The organism is Butyrivibrio sp. X503 (assembly GCF_003625475.1).
Classification (GTDB): Bacteria; Bacillota; Clostridia; order Lachnospirales; family Lachnospiraceae; genus Butyrivibrio.
Genome location: NZ_RAIQ01000010.1, coordinates 38,675 through 56,443 on the forward strand (window position 1 = coordinate 38,675; position 17,769 = coordinate 56,443).

A 17,769-nucleotide genomic window follows, 5' to 3' on the forward strand; every position below is an offset into this window, starting at 1 on the left:
CCTTTACTGTTTCCTTATAAGATCATATTATGCGCAAAAGGCTGCCCGAGGGCAGCCTTCTAATCTTACTTATTCAACAAATTCTCCATCCTGCGCACTTCTCGGTCTTCTGATGGGATGCCTTCTGTTGGGATCGTATTTGAGATCAAATATCTCCATAACTTCAGGTCCAAATATCTGATGCATGTAGGAATAGAGATTGTAATTCTCCATCTCCGCTTCCTGCATATGGATTATATTCTTCTTGAGTTCAACTCTCACTTTGGATACCCAGTCATCAAGCTCAAGGATGTACTCGGTATTGTCGTGAAGCCTCTCATAGCAGACATTCATGGTCTCGACCATAAGCTTATAATCCACGTCGTAAATTTCTCTGGATAGCTCTGTCAGCTCTTCGCTATAAGAATCAATCCTGTCATTGCACTCAGAGATAAGCCTTGTTCTATCCTGTATCTCTTTCTCGATAGCGGGATTGTCACTCTTACCGGCCTTATCGCGAAGCGGGACGATCTCACCAAGAAGCTTCTTCTTGAGCTTCTTGATATCCTTGGTCTCTCCTCGAAGCTTGGAATCCCTCTCGACCAGTGCATTCAGTTGATCCGCCAGCTCTTTGATCTCAGGCGACATTTCCGTCTGTGTAAAAAGCTGATGCCATTTGTTATCAAGCGTCAGAATGGGAATTTTCTTCCCTTCAAGCGCAGACATATAGACTTTATTGTCTTTTGCCATTACTTTTTCTCACCCGGGTTTAATGTTTGTTCGTATCTGTTAATATTATACGATAGTTTCATCAAACTGTCAGATAAATGTACGTTCTCAACCTGTATAGAGCTCGGAACCTCGAGATCTACGTGCGCGAAGTTCCATATAGCCTTGATCCCACACTCGGAAAGTCTGTGTGCCATAGGCACGGCCTGGTCCTTTGGAATCGTCAGTACGGCTATTTCAATCTTGTTCTTACGGACAAAATCCTCGACCTCATCTATCGGGCGAACCTCAACATCTCTTATCTTGGTTCCGAAAAGCGACGGATCTCTGTCAAAAGCGCCCTTAAATACAAAACCTCTTCTGGTAAAATTGGTGTATCCGGCAATAGCCTTACCCAGATGCCCTGCTCCAATGATCACAAGACTGTGCTCCTTGTCGATGCCGAGTATCTTACTTATCTCATCATAAAGATAGCCGACATTATATCCATATCCCTGCTGTCCAAATCCGCCGAAATTATTAAAATCCTGCCTGATCTGGGAAGCAGTAACCTTCATTAATTCGCTGAGTTCCTGAGAAGAAATCCTCTCGACACCCTTTTCCTTAAGGTCACCTAAATATCTGAAATAACGTGGGAGTCTCCCTATGACGGCTTGAGAAATCTCTTTTTCTGCCATATTCAGCTCCTCCTCATAATTATTAAGCGGAATCAACATCCGAATGGATTGTTAAGAATTCCACAAGTCAATTATAGCCGCGCGTTAAATCTATGTCAAACGAAAATAACGAAAAAAACAGAGGCATCACGCCGATGATGCCCCTGCATGAATGTGTCTTATTATACATTTAAGGTTTGAAATAGCTCATTGCTTCAGTCATATTACCCAAAAGTTCTTCCTGAACCATATTTGTGTACGTATTGGTAATCTCAACACCGCTTATTATCGTAAGCACGGCTGCGATACCAACAAGAGCAACAAACCAAATCTCGTATATTTTTTAATACAATATTATTATATCAAACAGAAACATAAATGCACATTACATTTACATAGCGGGCAAAAACCATTATCATATTGAGGTACAACACGAAATCAGAAAGAGGTTTATTTATGTCTTATAAGGATTATATGGTAAGAGCTACCGCAGCAAATGCGCAGATCAGAGCTTTTGCCGCCACAACCAAAGACCTTGCGGAGTATGCAAGAAAAGTTCACGGCTTGTCTCCTATCGCGGCCGCAGCGCTTGGAAGACTCATGACAGGAACCGTTATGATGGGTACGATGATGGACAATGACGACGATCTCATCACAGTCAAGATAGACGGCGACGGTCCTATGAAAGGCGCTCTCGCAACGGCTGACAGACACGGAAACGTCAAGGGTTATGTCATCAACCCTCTTGTAATAATGGAGCCTAACGCTTCGGGACATCTCAATGTCGGAGGAGGATTTGGCGAAGGCACAATGACAGTCATAAGAGATATGGGGTTAAAAGAGCCTTATGTAGGCCAGGTACCTCTTTATTCAGGCGAGGTCGCAGAGGACTTCACATACTATTTTTCCAAATCCGAACAGACACCTTCATCGGTCGGACTCGGCGTTCTGGTAGAAAGAGAAAATTTATCGGTTATCGCGGCAGGCGGCTTTATCATTCAGCTTCTGCCCTTTGCAGACGATGCGACGATAGATCAACTTGAAGAAAACTTAAAGAAGTTTACTTCCGTAACTGATATCTTAAAGGCGGAAAAAACTCCTGAGGAGCTACTTAATATTCTTCTTGAAGGCTTTGATATCGAGATCACGGATACGGTCGATCTCAATTTTTATTGCAACTGCGACAAAGACAGAGTCGAAAGAGCTCTCATGCTCATCGGAAAAAAAGAGCTTGATGAGATGATCGAAGAAAACAAAGACTTTGATGTATGCTGTCACTTCTGCAACAAGAAGTATACTTTTTCTCCCGATGATCTTAAGAAAATAAGGCAACGTGCCAAGTAATTTTTCTTCCGCTGAGTTATAATTATTTCTATACAAAATAATAAAAGGGAAAAGGAGGTTTGGTATGAAAACAATTACCAAAATGACAAGGCTTCTTGCATCTGCACTTGCTATTGCGCTCTTCTTTACATTAAGCGTACCGACATTTGCATACGATGCACCGGCCGATGTCAGAACAATCGCAGCTATACCCGGGGAACTTACAGGTAAAACAATTATCTTACAGACGAACGACGTACACGGTGCGATCGGCAAATACGCGTATGTTGCTTCGCTCAAAGAAAATCTTGCAGGAAGAGGCGCTGATGTCATCCTCGTTGATTCAGGTGACTTTAGCCAGGGAACTCCTTATGTAAGTGCTTCCAAGGGCGCTACTGCTGTAACTGTCATGAACGCAGCAGGCTACGATGTGGTTACTCTCGGAAATCACGAATTCGATTACGGTTACGATCAGCTCAGATCCAATCTGTCACAGGCCAAATTCAAAGTTCTTTGTGCGGATGTTCTTGATGCAAACGGTAATCCTATTTATGATCCCAACTATGTACTTACCACAGCTTCAGGACTTAAGCTTGGTTTCTTCGGAATGGAAACTCCCGAAACTCAGACCAAGGTTAATCCCGGTCTCATCAAAGGAATCTCTTTCCTTTCAAAGTCAGATATCTACAAATGTGCACAAGCTCAGACCGATGCATTAAAGAGTCAGGGCGCCGATCTTGTTATTTGTCTTTCACACCTTGGTGTAGATGAAGAATCAGCTCCCGACGGCCACAGAAGTATTGATATGTATGCCAAGACTAAAGGCATCGACCTTATTCTGGACGGTCACTCTCACACTGTTATGACTAAGGGTGCCAAGAACGAGCCTGTTCTTTCTACAGGAACAAAGGTTGAAAACATCGGCGTTGTAATTATCGATAACGCTTCCAAAAAGATTGAAGACAATTTCCTTATTTCACTTGACGGTCTTCAGCCTGAAGTAAAGTCTTTCAATGTTGCCAACGATATCATCAAAAAGATTGATAACGAGTACAATGTTGTATTTGCCAAGAGCGAAACTCTCCTTGACGGAAACAAAGCTCCCGGCAACAGAACTCAGGAAACAAACCTCGGCGATCTCATCACAGATGCTCTTAAGTGGAGCGTTCTTAAGACTGACGGAGCCGTAACAGTTGATAAAGACCACGTTGTTGCGATCACAAACGGCGGTGGAATCAGAGCGACAATTAAGGCAGGCAATGTTACAAAGGCAGACCTCAACACTGTTCTTCCTTTCGGAAATACAGTAGCCGTTGTATACGTTACCGGTGAAGAGCTCCTCGAAGCACTTGAAGCTTCAACATTCGCAGCTCCCGAGGCCGTAGGCGGATATCCTCAGACTTCCGGAATCAAGTTTATCCTTGATACAACAAAGCCTTTCGCACAGGGTACAGCTTATCCGAAGTCAACCTACTATGCTCCTTCCAAGATAAACCGTGTAACTATTCAGAGCATCAACGATCAGCCGTTTAATCCTAAGGATACCTACGCCGTAGTTACCAACAATTTCTGCGCTGCAGGCGGCGATACATATTATTCATTCGTAAACGCAAGCTCACAGTACGATACGGGTATTGTAATGGATGAGGCTGTTATGGACTATGTAAACGAAGTCCTCGGCGGAACCGTTACATCTGCTCAGTACGGCAAGGTTCGCGGCGACCAGACGATCATCACTGCAGACACCGATGCAGCTACAATAGCTGATGCAAAAGCAGCCGTTCAGGGCAGCGCCGGCACTCAGGCTACCGAAGCTACGGCTGAAGAAAAAGCAGAAGCTCCTGCCGAGGCTAAAACTGAGGAAAAAGCTGCTGAGGCTGCTCCTGAAGCAATGACTGAGGAGCCCGCAAAAGCTGAGACTGCTACAGAGACTCCTGCAGAAACAGCACCCGCTGCTGAAGCTGCTCCTGCCGACACACAGCCTTCCGCTGAGACATACGTTGTTGTTCCCGGCGACAATCTCTGGAAGATTGCAGCTGCTGTATACGGCGACGGAAATAAATGGTCAGTGATCTACGACCTTAATAAAGATGTCCTCAAGGATGCAAACAGCATCAAAGTCGGACAGGAATTAAAGGTTAAATAATCTCAAATCACAAAGCACTAATAAAGGTTTTGGATAGAAAATCCCACCGGGCCGGTGCCCGGTGGGATTTTCTTAATTCTGTATCAGTAATTTTTCCTGCATAGTTTTGTCAGTATGCTCTGAGAAAACCAAGATGTTTTTCCGGCATGCATATTTGCGCTGTACTCACATTCCCCATTCTTAGTTTTCTCTATTTCATCTGAAAAAACATATTTCCCCTTTATTATCTGTGTGTGTGAATTTATAAGCGTTTCTTTCCCCATTTATAATGACCCTTCCATCTATAAACGCGGTTATAAGTCTCAATCCTGTGCTACGTCCTCTGTCTGAGCTTCTACAGCCTTAGCATCAAATTTCAATGCTGCGAAAATATCCTTAATTCTAAGGAATCCTGCTGTCTTGGAAGGCTCTTTATCCAGAACTTCAAGTCCTTCTGCATATGCAGGTGAAGTTGTATCAAAAGCGGGAATAGTCATTACCCACTCTGCTCCCTGATAATCAAAATGACATCTCTTTGCTACAGGAACTTTCTCGCAAAGGTACTTGATAACATCAGGTGTCATGGATATCTTGTCCTTGAAATAAATGTCTACAACCTCAAGTGAAGCTGCGTCCTGTCCTGCTGCGTTCATCTGTGCCTGAACCTGATCCGCAATGCTCTTGATCGCAATGTCATTAAAGTTAACGATTGCAGGAGCTGAAGGCTCTGCTGTGTTTTCCGATCTATCATCTGAGGAGCTTCCGCCCTTATTAACTACTACATCCTTTACTTCACCATACTCATTGCTGATCTGTGAAACAATGAGATTAAGCACATCAGGTGTAAAAGCAACAGTTGCATTAAGTGAAGAAATATATAATGTATAAGATCCGTCATCATTCTTGCTAAGTCCATAACCAAGACCTGCATAATTGCCGCTAAGCTGTCCGTTATCGGAGATAGCATATCCGTCTTTAGCCTTAAGTGTGATTGTACCGGCAATTTCTATAGGACTTCCGCTTTCAGCAGTCTTAACATACTGGAATTTATTAACTTCATCCTCTGTAAAACCATTGAATGAAACATCAATATTATCTGCGCCATTTACAAGTATCGCATGGTATTGATTATCTACCGTAACAAAATCCTTGTTGGTATCTGCTTCCTGTCCATAGCTGTTGATGATTCGGATCGTTCCGTTAAGATTGGTAGTTCCACTCTCTGCAACCACTTCATTACTGAGAGTTCCATAATAATAATTATCAATTGTTATGATATCTTCCGGCTTAAATCCGCTATATACCGTTCCGCCGATATTCAAGAGAATACTACCATTTCCGATACGATCATCACTGGTATAAATTGAACCGCCTAAGACCTCACCACCTTCACGATTGTTGGTAATATCTCCGTCAACCATTACAACCTGCCCGTAATTATCAATAATATGACCACCGAGCATTCCCACGGCGCCATGGTTTTCGTATACTACTCCTTCGTAATTAGCCGAGATAAAATTAGTATTATCTTCTACTACACCATAGTTGTTTGTAATCTCTAGATTATTAGTTGCAACATGACCGTAATTATTAGTAATTTGTTTATTATTGACAGCTACCGTTCCTTCTTCGTTATTATTTGTAATAAAGCCAAGATTCTCATCTACTGTACCGTTATTGTTCTCAATAACCCAAGTGTTCTCTTCTACAACTCCGTTATTGTTTTCAAGCTCTCCGTCATTTGTGACAATCTTTCCGTTGTTGTTTTCCATTGTATCCCCGTTTTCCAACTCAAGAATTGCCTCGTCCTCTTCAGTATCGGGAACCTCTGCCGCAAATGCGCTTACAGGCATTACCACTGATGCTGCTACAGGTGTAACTCCTAAAGCTGCTGACAACAAAACTACTGCTAACTTTTTTGAAACATACTTACTTCTTCTCATACCTACTCCTTTTCTGCGTTTGTGCTTTGCATTCACCCCCCGTCTCTTCTGAATACATTGCCCCTTTGTTAATTGTTATGATTATATATTAACGTAAATTTTATATTTGTCAACTATATTTTAATATTTTTTAAAATTATTTTTATAAAATTTTCAATTCATGATTCATATAAAAATACCAAGATACAAATAAACCTTGGGAAACACCAGTTTTTCCCAAGGTTTATTGTTTTATCGTCTTAAGTTGATTATAGTTAACATTTTGCAACACGTGTTGCATAACGTTTTATTACTGTGCAACTTCCGTAACAGTAAATCCTACCTTCTCAAATATCTCCGCAACCCTCATGAAACCTGCAGCTTTACCTTTCTCTTTTGACAAAGCATCAATTGCCTCAATGTACTCAGGTGAAGAAGTATCAACAACCGGTATATCCAAAGCATACAGCTTGCCTTCATAAGTAAAATAGCATCTCTTAGCCAAAGTACCGTCTTCGCAAAGAGTCTTCACTACCGGTACACTAAGATCGGTAATCGATCCAAAGCCAAGCTCCAGCACCTTGTACGAATGAGCGTTACTTCCGCCTCTGGGTGCTCTGGTCTTCTCTTCTATGGGAATATATACGCGCGGTCCGTCATTTACACTGTATACCAAACCACGACCATTATTCTCGACGCCGGGAACAGAGGCTGTATCCGACTGTCCACCGGACACACTATCCATAGGCTTCTCGCCAACAGTACCGGCAACTGCTTCGTCTTTATCTTCGGATACTTTAAGATGAAGATCCTCGAGTGTGATCGATACATTTCCCGTAAGCGATGAAAAGCTTACCGTATATGATCCGTCTTCGTTTTTGTTAAGGCTATATGCATACTTGTCAGTCTCTCCTGAAAGCTGTCCGTCATCAGAAAGAACGTGACCGGGAGTTGCCCTAAAAGTTATCTTTCCTTCAATGGGTGTTTCTCCGGAAACAGACTTGGTTTCTGTATACCACTTCTTATCCATACCATTCTGTGTAAATCCGGAATAATCAAAAACTATATTCTCTGTTTCTTCCACCTCAACAGAATGATACTGATAATCTACTGTCAGATATTCTTTTTCCGGAAGCTCCTCATCGCTGAAACTGTTGATGATATGGATAGTGCCGTGCTGTGCGTTAGCGTCTTCATAACCGGCTCCCATAAACTCATCATATCTTCGTATAGCCCCGGAATAGTAATTAACCACCACACAGTTATTCTCAGGAAGCCCGCCACTTATCACTTCTCCTCCGAGATTGTAGATAACGAAATTGTCTCCATTACCCTCATCATCTATGGCATATCCTGTTCTTCCGCCCAATACCTGTCCGCCTTCATTATTGTTTACGACAGTTCCGGTTGGATTGATAACGAAGAAATAATTGTTTTCTATCTTTCCAAAGTTAAATGGAACATTGGCATTATTATCGATAATTGTTCCGTAATTATTCTTCACAACAGCGCTTTTATCCGCATTTTCATTAATGATACCGTCATTCCTGTTTACATATCCCCTGTTGGTCTCCATGACCTCATTATCAGCTATGTTTTCCACGCTCTCATTCCTGGGATTATTCGGAACAGTTTCTTTTTCTACATTATTCACAGCTGAGCCGTCACTCGGAGTATCCCCATTATCAACTACTACATCCGTTACTTCACCGTGGTCTTCACTGATCTCAGAAACAATAAGATTAAGCATCTCAGGTGAAAGCGCAACATCCCCGGTAAGAGAAGAAATGTTTACCGTATAAGATCCGTCTTCATTCTTACTAAGAGCATACGCTATCTTATCCGTCTCTCCTGAAAGCTGTCCGTTATCGGAAAGAGAATAACCGTCTTTTGCCTTAAGCGTGATTGTACCGGCGATCTCAACAGGTTCACCATTTTTAGCAGTCTGGATATACTGTGTGTAATCCACATCATCCCGCACAAAATTGTCATATGTAACGTCTGTGTTATCGGCATCATATAATTCCACACTGTTGTATCTATTCTCTACCGTAACAAAATCTTTGTCGGTATCGCCTTTTTCACCAAACTTATTGGTAATGTGGATTGTTCCGTTGCAGGTAATTTCACCGTCAGGTGTATCTACCGTATTTTTCAGATCACCGTAATAATAATTTCTGATAGTCAGATCATCTTCAGATTTAGCTCCGCTTACTACCGTTCCGCCTCTGTTATTTGCAACAACAGCGCTGCTGATTCGAGCGTCATCAGGATCGAGTGTACTTCCGTAAACAACACCGCCCGTATAATTATTCTGCACAGCGCCTTCTTCAACAATAGTAGCTTCAGAATAATTCTCTACAATATTTCCGCTGTTCTCACCGACACTGCCGTTATTGGCTATGATCAAAGCCGAATTGTTGCCCACTGCTTTGTCATTATTCTCAATTATGTCAGTATTATTACCTACATAACCGGCATTGCACAAAACACGACCGGCGTTATTGATAACAGTGGCATCCGTATCATTTAATTCAACATAATAATTGTTGTTGATAATGCGATCTCTGTTGTTGTTAACAGTATTATTATTATCAATGACATCATGCTTGTTTTCGCCTACAACGCCATTATTACTTATAACCCTCGAATTATTTTCACCAACAACTCCGTTTTTATCGTTATTGACTATCTCAGCGTTATTGGTAAAAACAAGCCCGTTATTGTTTAAGATCGTACCGTCATTGGCCCCAACTGTAGAATAATTTGTGTTGATCTTTCCATAGTTGGCTTCAATATATTCACCTGTCGCAGGAGCAGCTTCAGGTTCTGATTCAGGAACAGTCGCCTGTTCAGCATCAGGCGCAGGCTCTGCTGTAGTCTCAGGTGCAGGTTCTTCTGTAGTCTCCGGCGTACTCTCAGTTGCGGATTCCTGTACAGCCTCAGGTGCAGGTTCCGTCGCTGCCTCAGATGCATCTTCTGATGCATTTTCCTGTGAAGCCTCCATTGCTACCTCTTTAGTCTCATCATCAGCACTCTCCTCGGCAGCATACGAATCCACCTGCATTGTCATGCCAGCAACAATAGGAGTAAACACCATCGCTGCTGATAATAAAATCCTCGCAAGTTCTTTTGAAACAAATCTCTGTCTTCTCATTTCCCTCTCCTTTTAAGCGTTTTATTTTTCCCCATATGAATATCAAATTGTTTTAAAATCTTTTCACTCAATGATTTTTGCTGACACTAAGATGCAGATCCTTAAGCGTGATCTCAGCATTTCCATTAAGATCTGTGATATTCACTGTATAAGAGCCATCGCGGTGCTTATCAAGTGTGTATGAAAACTTATCTGTTTCCCCGCTTGTTTTTCCTGTATCACATAGCTTGTATCCATGTTTAGCTTTAAGCGTAATGGAAGAATTGACCTGAACGGGTTCACCGTTTTCAGCAACAAGCGCATACTCTTTTTCATCAAAATCGCTGTAAACAAAGCCTGTATATGACACGTCTACGTTGTCGGCATCCTTGATTTCCACGAAATGATAATGCTTATCTACGCTGATGAAACTCTTATCAACAACACCCTTTTCATCCGCGATCGCATCTACACCTTCCTCGGAAAAGTCATTGAGGATATGGATCTTACCGATCTCTCCGCCTTCATCATTGGTGGGATTATCATAATTTCCCAAAACCTCACCATAATAAAAGTTGGTTACAGTAAGCAGGTCATCGGAATCATAACCGGCATAGAGCCTTCCGCCGTTGTTATATGTAACGGTTCCGCTTCCCTTTTCCGCTTCTCCGTTTTCATCATATTCAGCGCCTCCGACTACAGAAGCAGTCTCATTGTTGTTAAGCACGTTTCCGGTAATATTAAACACCAGCGCATTATGGTAATTGTTGTTTATCTCACCATAGTTGTTATGCACGCCCATTTCGTTGTAATCAACTGTTCCAAAGTTGTTTTCAACTCCCCATTCCTGAGCGTAATTCCATCCTAGGAAACCATAGTTGTTTGAAATGGAACCATCATTCTTATCAACAGTTCCGAAATTGTTTACCATGTTTTCCGACAAGAATTCCACATAACCGCCTTCCGGATTATCCGAAACCGGCTCCGCCGCAAACGTTGTGATCGGCATAAGCATGACCGATGTCGACAGCAAAGCAGCTACTGCTTTCTTTGAAAAAATTTTGTTTCTCATTTACTCTCTCCTTTTTGTTTTTATTTTTATCAGGTCAAAAAACGACCATAATAAACCTGTTACACGCTCACGCTCCGATAATATCCAGATGAAGCTCTTTTAGCGAGATCTCAGCATCCCCTGACAACGAAGTAATCCTCACCGTATAAGAACCGTCATCATTCTTATCAAGAACATAAGACAGCTTGCCCGTATCCCCTTCAAGCAGACCGTCATCAATAAGCTCATAGCCATCCCCGGCTTTTATCGTGATTGTTGATGTTATATTGACAGGCTCCGAACCTTCAGAAATCTCTGCATAATGTTTTTTATTATAGTCGCCAACAGTAAATCCTTCATAGATAATATCAGCATTGCCGGCATCTTTTACATCAACGTAGTGATAATGCTTATCTACCGTGATGAAATCATTGTTTTCAATTCCTTCTTCGGAAAAATCGTTTATAATATGGATCTTACCTTTGTTAGGCTCATTCTCGCCCGATGCAGCGCGGGTATAGCCCTGAACAATATCACCGTAATAATAATTATTTATTGTCAAAAGGTCATCAGAACAATATCCGTTTACAACAGTTCCGCCAATGTTATTGACAACAGTACTATCAGTTCCTTCTGATTCGTCAAAAGAGCTTTCTACGTCGTACTGTCTTCCGCCGATCACACCGGCTTCCTCGAAATTATTGACAACAGTTCCGCCGACATTGGCAACATAACCGCGTCTGAAATTATTGGTCACTTCCCCAAAGTTAAAATAGACCAATCCGCTATTTTGGCTTATCGTGCCAAAATTATTCAGAACTTCCGAATCCTGATTGTCTGCGCCGATCACGCCGTGATTATTCTCAATAGACGAATCGTTGGTATCGACAGTGCCATAGTTATTTGCCATGTATTCCGACACATACTCTACAAATCCATCTTTTGGATTGTCAGAAGTTACAGGCTGTTCCCACGCAAAAGCACTGACAGGTATTAGCATCGCGCCTAACGCAGGTGCGGTCGCAAACGACGCCGACAACAGTATTGCCACAACATTCTTAGAAAAACTCTTTTTCCTCATATAACTCTCCTTTCACACATATAGTTTTTGCTATAAAAAAATAGAGGAAATACCGGTGTTCCCCAGTATTTCCCCTATTAATTTATTCATGTCATTGATTATTCGGCAGCTTCCTGCTCTTCTACTACCTTAGTAGCAAATCCGAGCTTCTCAAAGATCTGTGTGATTCTAAGGAAACCGGCTGTATGAGCGGGCTCTTTATCCAATGTATCAAGACCTTCTGCATACGCGGGTGCAACAAGGTCGAATGCAGGAATAAACATTACATATTCCTGATCCTTGTAATCGAAATGGCATCTCTTAGCTACAGGCACCTTCTCGCAAAGATACTTGATAACATCAGGTGTCATATCAATCTTATCACCAAAGTAAATATCAACAACCTCAAGCGCTGCAATATCATTACCGTTAGCAGCTACCTGCTTCTGAACCTGCTCAGTGATGCTCTTGATAGCAGCATCCGTGAGATTGAAGCCTGCGGGTGCAGCTTTCTCAGCAGCGCTTCCTGAATTTGAGTTATCAGATGAAGAATGACTGCTCTCCTTTACTACGATAACTTCATCTTCTTTAATCTCATCAAGGTTTACTACAGTGTCGCCAATCTTAACTTCTGAAGCTTCATCACCCGTCAGCTCTGAAACGATAAGATGAAGCATCTCGGGCGTAAGAAGAACACTACCCTTAAGTGAATTGATGTTAACAGTATATGAGCCGTCTTCATTCTTTCCAAGGCTATATGAAATTTTCTCAAGCTCTCCGCTAGTCTGACCATCATCAGTAATCTTATATCCATCGTTCGCTTTAATTGTAATAATTCCTGTGATAGGAATATCAACTTTATTGACACCGGTCTGAACCCAAACTCCTACGTGGTGAGTTCCGCCATCCTCGAGTTTTTCCGCTACAAACTGAAATGAGTCCCCATCATCCCATGTATAAGTAGCTGTCACATTATCGATATCATCAAATTGCACTCCATGATACTGATTATCCACAAGAACAAGATCATCATCCTTGTACTCATCCTTGCCATAATTATTAATGATATGAACTTTACCTAATCTATTTTGATCAAGATCTCTATAGACTGAAATGCCACCCAAAAAGCCATATTCATCAGCAAAATCAGTATTGTATCCCGTATCAATATGTCCGGAATAAGATTCATTGATAGTTATAACATCATTTTCTCCGGCTCCATTAATAATATTGCCATAATTGATATTAACCGTGTTAATATATGGACCTTCATTCGCTTCTTTATCACAGTACGTTCCGGGATAACCTATAACTGTTCCGGTAGGGAGGTTTCTATCTACATTTCCCGTGCTATTGTAAACATATCCACTGTTATCTCCTACTTCACCGTCATTTTTAAAAATAGCTGTATATTTAGCGGTATTATCTACATGACCTGTATTATTATTAACCTCGTAATTGTTTTCATCAATTTGACCGTCATTATATCTTACGGCGTTATTGTTATCCTTTACATATGCACCATCACTGTTATGTTCAATAATGCCTTCATTTTTTGTCACAGTGCCATTGTTAACATCCATGATCTTGCCAAAAGGAACTTCATCCACCGGCTCATCAAGCGGAGCATTATTATCAGGGATAGGATCTGCACCAAGATCTTCAGCTTGAATAACGCTATCCATCTCCGCATGCGCATCAATCGGTGCTGCCATACTTCCAAAAATCGGTGCAATCACAATTGTTGCAGCCATTAAAATTACTGCTAATTTTTTCGAAATAAATTCTTTTCTTCTCATACTCTCTCCTTCTCGGTAGTATTAGTATTAGTCCGACACTTGTCCCCCTTTATGCAAAAGCCTGACCTGATTAGTATTTACTTATATATATTACCATTAATTTTATAAAAAGCTACATCTTTTTTAATATTATCCTGAATTATTTTTCTGATTGTGGAAACTCGATTTTTATTAACAGTTTCCACAATTTTATCCACAAATTTGTTCAAAGAAAAATCACATTTATAATTCAATCCAGTCATTATCATGTTTTCATGAATTTATCGAGAAGATTTTTCGTAACCTTTGTTTGACATGTTTTTATAATTTTGCTACGGTGTACGAGTGTTCCCCAAACACAAAACGCTTATAAAAGGATAGGGTATTTTATAACATCGGAGCTTCGGCTCCAAGAAAGTTCGATATTCGCGTCAAAGCGAATTCTTTAATTATAGATGTGAGTAACACTAAAATGATCTACAGTAATTGAATTTAAAAATCATATTCAAAAAATATCTAAACAGAATTCAAAATAAAAATCTCCAAACTAAACACCGTTTCTCATATCTATAATATTCTATCCTGAATTAACACAAGAAAAATTCAACCATAAGGAGGTAAAGTATTTTGAGAAAAAAAATTTTTCTTAAAAGCATGCTGACAGCCGCAATGGCAATGAGCATGTTCTGTTCTACCGTAGGTGCGACTACCGCTTTCGCGGCAGGAGACGAAGTAGTATCTTTTGATATTTCCACAGACAGGATATGCAATGAAGAAAACAACTTTTTGGATAAATTATTAGAACAAGATCTATCCGAAAAAATAATTCTTGTTTCCACCAATGATACTCATGGTGCTCTTTTGGATTTTACCTACGTTTCGCAGTTAAGAAACTTGCTCAAAGGAAAAGGCGCTGAAGTTCTTATTGTAGATTCAGGTGATTTTAGTACCGACAAAGACGTAAAAGGCGGCTATACGCAAAAGAGTACACTACTGGGAAAGCCTTCTAACAGCACAAAAGGTATTGCTCCGGTAAAAATAATGAACGCTGTAGGTTATGACGTCATATGTTTAGGTAATCATGAATTTGAAGATGACGTAACTGATTTAGATGCCATCCTTAATGAAATTGATTTCCCAATAGTGGATGCTAATATTTCGAAAAGCAAATATTCGGATAAAATTAAACCTCATTTAGTTTTAGGCGAGAATGCAAATATAGGCTTTTTCGGTCTCGATACCCTAGAAAACAATAGTTGGTATGAAGATTATAAATTTGAGCATTCTGAAAATGCAGCTTCTTTACATGATAAAGCAAAGACTGAGGTAGAAGCTTTAAAAAAAGCAGATGTAATTATCGGTCTAACCCATCTTGGAGTTGATGATGCCCCGGGCGGAAAAGTATTTAAAGATACCAAAAAAAGCGAAAAATACATAGCCCCTACCAATCCCAATCAGGATACATACGATAAATATGACAATCTATACCCTGAAGGAATCAGAAGTGTAGATTTATTTGCTGATGTTACCGGAATCGATCTTTTACTTGATGGTCATTCACATACAACATTTACAGGATGTGCAAATTTTAAAGAATTCAACATTCAGTCGAACGGAATTCAGTTCCAGAATATCGGTGTTGTAGTAATAGGAAAAGATAATAGCGGCGAATATAAAATCGAAAATAGATTTCTGATTCCCGAGAAATATTATGATGAAATCGGTGAAGACAAACAGATTTCCGGTTATATCGGATATGTTCTTGATACCGTAAAAGAGCTTACCAAAAACAACAAAAAAATAGATGCAGAAAAAGCCAGAAAAGAAATAAAGGATTACGATCCTGATACAGACTATTCTAAATACTACATAGAAATCAATAAAGATACTTATAACACATTAGGAAACGCTAATTCATCCAATTCAAACAGATCATCTAAAAGATCCGGCAAAAACAAGCGTGACTTCATCGATGAAGCTGAAGACTCCGCTTCTATCGAGGCAAGTCTCCCCGAAAGCGAACTCGAAGCAGCTGATGCAGCAAGCAGCGCAAGCCTTGAAAATACAGACGCCGCAAACGATGCAAGTTCCGAGGACGAAGCAAATATCGAAGCATCATCTGAAGAGATATCTTCAGACGCTTCTTCAGCCGAACAGTCCAAAGATAATTCAGGCAATAACGGTGGTCATCACCGTGAGCGTCATCACAATCGTAACCGAAAACACGGTTTCGGCGGCTGATGACGGTATCACCTTAACTATCTGACACATACAGCAACCCGTAAACACAACACATAGGAGGTGAATTACATTGAAAAGAAAATTCGCTTTTAAAAGTCTGCTGTCACTAGCAGTAGCGGGCACCCTCTTCTGCGGCAGCGCCATTTCTGCATTTGCGGAAGATACCGGAGATTACAAAGTACAAACGCCTAATCCCGAAGATGAAACCACTCTTGAAACAATAGCTAAAAAATATAATAATGATCTATCCAATAAAGTAGTTATCGTTTCATCGAACGACACTCATGGAGCAATACTTCAATTTGCTTATTTTGCAGCCATAAAAAACTATTTTGAAAAAGACTTAAAAGCGTCGGGAGTCCTTCTTGTTGATTCCGGTGATTTCTGTGAAGATAAAAAAGAAAAGGATAGTAAAGTTAACGGAGAAAAAGAAAAGTTAAGAATAGCAGACTATAAACTATTTGGATATTTATCTGAAGCCAAACATCCGGAAAGATCAGTAGAACTAATGAATGCTGCCGGATATGATTATGCTTGTCTTGGAAACCATGAATTTGATAAAGGCGAAGGAACTTTTAATACACTTGTATCTAACGCAGATTTCCAAATTCTGGATGCAAATATAACCAATAACGGTAAATATAATTTTAAAGATAATGCTATTGCCACTTTCGAAAAAAGTCCATTAAAAATCGGATTATTCGGTTTGGACACACATGAAATTGAGGCCTCACTCAAAAACATAAAAGGACTGAGTGTAAAAACCGGAAAAGACCTATATAATTGCGCTGCAGAACAGGTAATAGACTTAAAGCAGCAAAACGCAGATCTTATTGTATGTCTTTCACACTTAGGCTTGCAAAAAGATTTTGTTAAAAACAAAAACAATCATAATGATGTTGGAGAAGGCGGAAAAAGAAGCGTCGATGTATATGCTGTAGTTCCGGAAAAAGTAAAAGAAATATCTAAAAATGAAATAGAAGGTCAAATCGACCTCATGCTTGATGCTCACTCCCATACTGCAATATTCGCCGGAGCAAATAATGAACCTATTATGTCCGGACAGATATGGGGTAACTTCCTTGGTATTACAATAATTGACAATGAATCCAAACAAATGGATAGATATCTCCTTTCAGATCAAAACTACGAGAAAATATTTGGAACTACCGCTGAAGAACGTGTATCAAACCTTAAGGCTCATGGTGCCGGTGAAGTAATCAAGCTTCTTGAAGAATACACAGGCAAAGACGCCGAAACACTCTTCGATTACGATTATAACGGTAATTCTTCAAGCGATAAGAACCCCGGCAATACCGGCAGACACGGCAAAAACGGTAAGGACGACAAAAACGACAAAAACAACAAGAATGATAAATACGGCAGACACGGTCGAAATTCCGGTAAGAACGACGACAAGAACAATGGTAAGAACAACAATAGCAGATTCGGTAAGCGCAGCTTCGAGTACGATGAGGAAGATACCGAGTTTGAAGAAGAGATTGAGGCTGTAGAGGATTCTTCTGTAGAGGCAAGCACAACTGAGGAAGATGCTCAGATCACAAGCGAAGCCATTGATGAAAACAGCGCTACTCTCGACGAGCAGACTACAGACGAACCTACTGATGAAGCTTCACAGGACAGCAGCGAAACTTCAGAACAGGATAACGCTGAACAGAGTGAAGAAACTGATGTAGAGCCTGCAGCTTGATAAAACCAAATTTCCATTGTAACTGATATCTCACCGCTTCGGCGGAAAAAACACATAA

12 protein-coding genes are annotated in these 17,769 nt (G+C 40.6%); 4 read left to right on the plus strand and 8 right to left on the minus strand.

Going from position 1 to position 17,769, the window contains the following annotated elements; translation table 11 throughout:
* Positions 1-69 precede the first annotated feature (69 nt).
* Entirely contained in the window at positions 70-729 is a 660-nt protein-coding gene (locus D6853_RS14205; RefSeq protein WP_120658667.1) for a hypothetical protein, read from the minus strand.
* A complete protein-coding gene (locus D6853_RS14210) occupies positions 729-1,385 on the minus strand; it encodes a redox-sensing transcriptional repressor Rex (protein ID WP_120658668.1) in 657 nt (218 codons plus the stop codon). Before D6853_RS14210 ends, D6853_RS14205 begins: the two co-directional genes overlap by 1 nt.
* A gap of 435 nt (positions 1,386-1,820) precedes the next feature.
* Here D6853_RS14210 and hslO point away from each other — a divergent pair, with 435 nt between their 5' ends.
* Positions 1,821-2,708 carry an Hsp33 family molecular chaperone HslO gene (gene hslO, locus D6853_RS14215; protein ID WP_120658669.1) on the plus strand — a complete coding sequence of 296 codons (888 nt, stop codon included), beginning with the start codon at positions 1,821-1,823 and terminating at the stop codon, positions 2,706-2,708.
* 64 nt (positions 2,709-2,772) lie between these two features.
* The gene (locus D6853_RS14220; protein ID WP_158588772.1) at positions 2,773-4,833 is read left to right on the plus strand and encodes a 5'-nucleotidase C-terminal domain-containing protein; all 2,061 of its coding nucleotides are present in this window, start codon (positions 2,773-2,775) and stop codon (positions 4,831-4,833) included.
* Positions 4,834-4,916: 83 nt separating this feature from the next.
* Here D6853_RS14220 and D6853_RS14225 read toward each other — a convergent pair whose 3' ends face one another.
* The 6 genes from D6853_RS14225 to D6853_RS14250 all read right to left on the minus strand — a co-directional run bounded on the left by D6853_RS14225 (position 4,917) and on the right by D6853_RS14250 (position 13,780).
* Entirely contained in the window at positions 4,917-5,096 is a 180-nt protein-coding gene (locus D6853_RS14225; protein WP_120658670.1) for a hypothetical protein, read from the minus strand.
* A gap of 39 nt (positions 5,097-5,135) precedes the next feature.
* Positions 5,136-6,755 (minus strand): hypothetical protein, encoded by a 1,620-nt coding sequence (locus tag D6853_RS14230; protein WP_147367778.1) that lies wholly within the window; start codon positions 6,753-6,755, stop codon positions 5,136-5,138.
* 289 nt (positions 6,756-7,044) lie between these two features.
* A complete protein-coding gene (locus D6853_RS14235) occupies positions 7,045-9,891 on the minus strand; it encodes a hypothetical protein (protein WP_120658672.1) in 2,847 nt (948 codons plus the stop codon).
* A 67-nt stretch (positions 9,892-9,958) separates the two neighbouring features.
* Positions 9,959-10,942, minus strand: coding sequence for a hypothetical protein (locus tag D6853_RS14240; protein ID WP_120658673.1), 984 nt, complete (start codon positions 10,940-10,942; stop codon positions 9,959-9,961).
* Between the two features lie 67 nt (positions 10,943-11,009).
* Positions 11,010-12,002, minus strand: coding sequence for a hypothetical protein (locus D6853_RS14245; RefSeq protein ID WP_120658674.1), 993 nt, complete (start codon positions 12,000-12,002; stop codon positions 11,010-11,012).
* A gap of 98 nt (positions 12,003-12,100) precedes the next feature.
* Positions 12,101-13,780 carry a hypothetical protein gene (locus tag D6853_RS14250; protein WP_120658675.1) on the minus strand — a complete coding sequence of 560 codons (1,680 nt, stop codon included), beginning with the start codon at positions 13,778-13,780 and terminating at the stop codon, positions 12,101-12,103.
* Positions 13,781-14,386: 606 nt separating this feature from the next.
* On the opposite strand from D6853_RS14250, the gene D6853_RS14255 reads away from it, so the two are divergent.
* Together D6853_RS14255 and D6853_RS14260 are read left to right on the plus strand one after the other, a co-directional pair.
* Positions 14,387-16,000 carry a metallophosphoesterase gene (locus D6853_RS14255; RefSeq protein WP_120658676.1) on the plus strand — a complete coding sequence of 538 codons (1,614 nt, stop codon included), beginning with the start codon at positions 14,387-14,389 and terminating at the stop codon, positions 15,998-16,000.
* A 70-nt stretch (positions 16,001-16,070) separates the two neighbouring features.
* Positions 16,071-17,711 carry a hypothetical protein gene (locus tag D6853_RS14260; protein ID WP_120658677.1) on the plus strand — a complete coding sequence of 547 codons (1,641 nt, stop codon included), beginning with the start codon at positions 16,071-16,073 and terminating at the stop codon, positions 17,709-17,711.
* Positions 17,712-17,769: the final 58 nt, after the last annotated feature.